Source organism: Chryseobacterium sp. WG14, assembly GCF_024586945.1.
In the GTDB taxonomy this organism is placed as follows: Bacteria; Bacteroidota; Bacteroidia; order Flavobacteriales; family Weeksellaceae; genus Chryseobacterium.
The window spans coordinates 1-4,878 of record NZ_JALCZD010000027.1; the positions used below are offsets into that span (position 1 = coordinate 1).

Below are 4,878 nucleotides of genomic sequence, written 5' to 3' on the forward strand. Positions count from 1 at the left end.
TCCCGCAGCATTATAAAAGAATTGAATAGCTCCCCCTTTGTCAGTGGTAGAAACTATGTTTCCTAACGCATCTGTGGTTTTGGAATTGGTTCTTCCATAATCAGCAGGGTTGATTTCTTTAACAGTAGTAGTGTTTCCGGAAATTGTGGTTTCCATCTGCTTACCATTAAATGAAGTAATGGTTATTTTGGCAGGAAAAAAATTATCATTATAAGCAATTGTATTCCACTGGCTGGCAGACTGTCCTTCAAAATAAGGTTCAGATTCTTTGAGCTTTCTCCCCAAAAGATCATACTGTGTTTCCTGGGAAACAAATTTCCCCTGTCCGAAAGCTTTGGTGGAAACTTTATACTCCTGCCCCTGCTTATTGATGTATTTCCTGGAGATATCTCCATCCGGGTCATATTGGGTAATTGTTATATTTGAACTGTCATCTCTGGTATACTGATAGGTTGTCGTCCCACCCAGATTGGTTTTAGAGGTTAATAATTTACCCCAGCCATCGTATGTGTTAACAAGCGTATTTCCTAATGCATCGGCCTGATTTTTTATCTGCCCCCAATCGTTGTATTCAATATTAGTCTCCAGTCCCAGATTGTCTGTTTTCTTCAACACAAACCTGCCTTTTGGATCAAACTCTGCTTTAGTAGTTTGTGTTTGTGAGTCTACACTGTTATTAGTTACTTTTTGAATTATATTTCCGAAACTATCGTAGCTATATGTTTCCAATAGATAGCCTGTATTATCCCTGTTCCATGTTTTTAATGTCTTTAGCAGATTGTTTTCATAGGTATATTCTTCTTTGCCTGATTTTGTATCACCATAGGCTTGTACGGTTTCTGTTTTGGATTTTGGACGACCTATATAATAATCCGCTCCATTTCCTGATAGATTATGAATGTATTCAAAATCGGAAGTGGTTACTGCATAACCATTATTAATATTAGTGATGCTTTGCTTGGGAAGATAATAATCTCCGTAGGTAATAGAACCACTGGTGGTTGTACCACTAAGGAAATCCTTTGCTTTGGTACTTTTAGGAACAGTAGCTATTACAATCTTCGGTTTATCGGTCTCAGAAACAGGAGCAGTAACGAGCTGCCCATTTAATAATTTAAAAGCTTCGTATATTGTAGATTTAATGCTTAAAAGTTGAGTATTGTTCTCCGAAATATCTGCAGGAAATATTTTGCTTTCATCATTGGTTCTAATTGACCATTCTTTTACAGGGACCCCGTCAAAAAGAGGGTCTATCTCTACTCCTGACCAGATTTTGGTATTTTCAAATCCATCTGCATACCAGGACGAGCGGGTACTTTGACGAAAGCCAATCATACCTTTTCCTGTAAGATGGCTTAAAAAACCTCTGTACCTGAAATCCTGAATCAATGTTTTATCAGGAATATTTTGTTTAAGTCTTGATACAGCTGCTGATAAAGGAATTTGTTCTAGTTCAAAATAAGGATATAATTCTTTTTTAATTGGTTTATAAAAATTCTCATCAGCTTTAGAGTTAAGCTCCTGGTAGGAAACTTCTGTTGTAACGTCGCCTTGTTTAATAAACTTAGCTCTTGCTAAAGAAGGAATATACGGATACCCATACTGAGTAACATAATTGTAAGTACAACCAATTACCCCCGAACAATCATCGGGCTTTCCTATAGATATAATTTGCTGGTTAGTTCGGTTTAGACTCAGAGTTCCGAAAGGAATGACTTTTTGAGCATATTCTCTTCTCCAATCCCTTACCCTATAAAAATTTAAATCTCCGTTTGTTTGGATCGGACTGTTTTGTAAAAAAGCACTATCTCCGCCTGCACTTGAATAAAATGCCTTAGCAAAATTTGCAGTATTGTCTGTTGTTGTTTTATTAACTGAATACACAAAAGTACGCAGAACTGTTTTTTCCTGATCATGGTGAGAATTCCATTCATGATTAGATATAAATATATAGCTAACGACAATATCTGATTTTCCGTCTGCATCCAGGTCTGCAACATTATATTGAAAATATCTGCTATCCGAAAATGAACAGCCTCCTCCTGCTTCCCATATATTATGGCTATTTTCCATCAATACTTCACCTCCGGAACTATAATAAATAAAGTTATTGATAAAAGATTGATTAAACTTTTTACCATCTGAAATATATAAATTCCAATTATATGATTTATTGGCTTGGGGAACAAGGACATCAACCTTGTTATCACCATTAAAATCTCCATATAATGCTGAGGAGGAAATACCTTCGAGCTTTTGTCCTGGAAAGCTTCCAATACTTACCTTTAAATAACTTCCTGCAGTTTGCTTACGGAGATTGTAAACATCAGTGATCGTTCCGTCTGGTTTAATCTGAATAATATCCTGTATGCCATCCCCATTCAAATCGGCAAAACGGTTATTTCTGTTATTATCCAATGAATTATTAATATTTACTCCTCCATCATATGTATAAATGCTGCTACTGACATCCGTATTTTCATCAATATCGATTAAATATGATGAATAATATGTAAAATAATCTATTGTACTGCCATCAGGTGGTATAATTCTATTCTGGGAGTTTTCTAATTCCAGATTTGCAAGAATATCATCTCCATACTCTACATTCGAGGAATTGATCCGAGGTTGTAGGAGGGGTAATTGAGAATCAATAAGCTCTGCTGTATCAGAATAACCAGGATTGGATATATTAGGATATGGTGCGCTCGTACATCTATTTCTTTTACTAAACCCTATCATGAGTTCTGAGATACCATCTCCATCATAGTCGTAATTTTCTAAATAACTTACATTGAGTGGTGAGGATGTAATGCATGCAGTATCATCACCCAACTCACCCCCCGGATTATATAGGGCAAAAGGAATTATTTTTGAATATTCCAGTTTAAATTTAAAGTCAGAAATATCCGCAGAATATATTAGTAATTCATAGTTTGGTTTCTGAGGATCTGAAGTTGCAACTTTATGTGGTATTACTATTCCTATCTTGTTTTTCACATAGCCATCTTTTTTAAAGGTTACAGCTGTAGCCTTTGCAAATTCTTCCGCAGTAAATCTTGAAAGTTCATATTGCATTGGTATAACAGGTGAGTCTTTGTAAACCGAGTTTATAAAGTGTATAACTCCTACCGGACCAGATGGAGAGCTACCGGGATTAGGTATGAATTCAAGATAATCAGTAATACCATCCATATCAAAATCGCCATACTTTTTTGTATTATTGGTTGCAATATTGTTTTCTTTAGTCGTTTCTTCATTACCTGCCTGATAAGGTTCGTATTCTATTGTAACAGGATTAGCAGCTTGATTACTGGCATTATATTCTGTTATTTTATTAGCAAACTGATAGCTTGTTCCATTACTAATATATTCTACTGCATACTTTTTAAACTGGCTTCCATTGGAACTGACTTTAATTTCTGACAAAAGTTTACCTTGGGTATATACCACCCCCAGTACATATGATTGTTCTTTTATATTTCTATCTATATAAGTGAATTCAATTTTATTAAAGTGAGTTTTTCCCAATGCTTCATTCCCTCCCCATTCTATGGATGAAATAATAGCAACATTGGTAGAAACTACCTGTGAATAATTGTAAGTAATATAATTGCTTTGAGCATCTTTCCATTTTACAATATTATATTCAATAGGAGTCCTTGCCTGATTATTCCCTGAAGCCGCAGCTCCATACCAGGCTTGTGATCCATCTTCAAAAGTCACTTCCCAATATTCCGGTCCCTGCCATGTTTGTCCAGTAACAGCTCCAACAGACTTTATTTTAATATTAGAATATTTTTCAGTACCATATTCGGCTCCATCTTTTCCATATTCTCCAGATTTAAGAATTAATCGCTGACCGTTAAAGCTATAATAATCAGAGTAGTCGAGCTGGATCCCCTTAACCTCTCCATCTTTTTCAATAGTCTTGCCAATTCTTGAAATTGCTGTTATTCCTGAAAGATTCCAGCCATAGCCTGCAATCCCATTTCCTGCACCACTGGTATAAACCAGATTAACTTGTGGTGCTATACTTTTCACTCCCGGAGGTAAAGCAACGGGTAAAGTAAATTGTAATTGCCCAGCTCCAGTTACCTCAATATTTCCCTTCGTATCATGGAAGCTTTGTCCCTGTGGTGCAGTAGTTCCTGATGGGTTGGTTGCCCCAGCTCCTGAATCTACAGGACCTCCTCCCGGATTTTCTGTTGCAGGTCCAATCTTAGCTATAAAAGGATTGGATACATCAGATTTAGCATAAAATCCCTGTGCCAGAACCACTGTCTGTGGATCCTGAACTGTTCGGGATGTACTCTCTGCCTGATACAGTATGGTCTGTGAAAAGCTCAGCCCTGAGCAGAATGACAGTATAATTGATATAATAATTTTCATATTGTGTCTAATAAATAATGAATGCATGTAAGCAGAAAATAACTTTATCTTTTCGTAATGTTTTTTCCAAAAACTCTTCCGTCTTTCAAGGTAAAACGTAAAATATAAACACCCCAATCATATCCAGTCATATTGATTTTCAATTGCTTATTCAGATTGGGTAAGTTTTGTTGCTGAAATTTCCAATGGACAGTACTATGCTGGTAGAGTGAAACAGATTCTATTAATCCATCTACTTGCTCCGTCCAGTCAATGGTGAGTACATCATTAACCGGAACAGGATACAGTCTGATCTGCTTCCAAAAAGTAGCTTCATCCATAATCAGAGATTGAGGGGCAGGCTCACTTTGAACTGCAGAAACATTTTTAGCTTCTGTTTTTGCTGGTTCTTCTACTGCTTTTCCTGCTGAATTTGTTCCTCTGTATCTTTGATTCCCGGCTTCATCATATTTGAAATACACTTCAGTTTGAGAAAAACCTAAGAAG

General features: G+C 36.3%; 2 protein-coding genes. Both read right to left on the reverse strand.

Features of this window, described 5'->3' with window-relative positions; translation table 11 throughout:
• Nucleotides 1-4,392 (reverse strand): SpvB/TcaC N-terminal domain-containing protein (locus MP478_RS22425; RefSeq protein ID WP_306592998.1); only part of this gene is annotated, 4,392 nt, incomplete at its 3' end.
• Between the two features lie 44 nt (nucleotides 4,393-4,436).
• Nucleotides 4,437-4,878, reverse strand: a 442-nt coding sequence (locus MP478_RS22430; protein ID WP_257201714.1) for a T9SS type A sorting domain-containing protein, incomplete at its 5' end; no start/stop codon positions are given.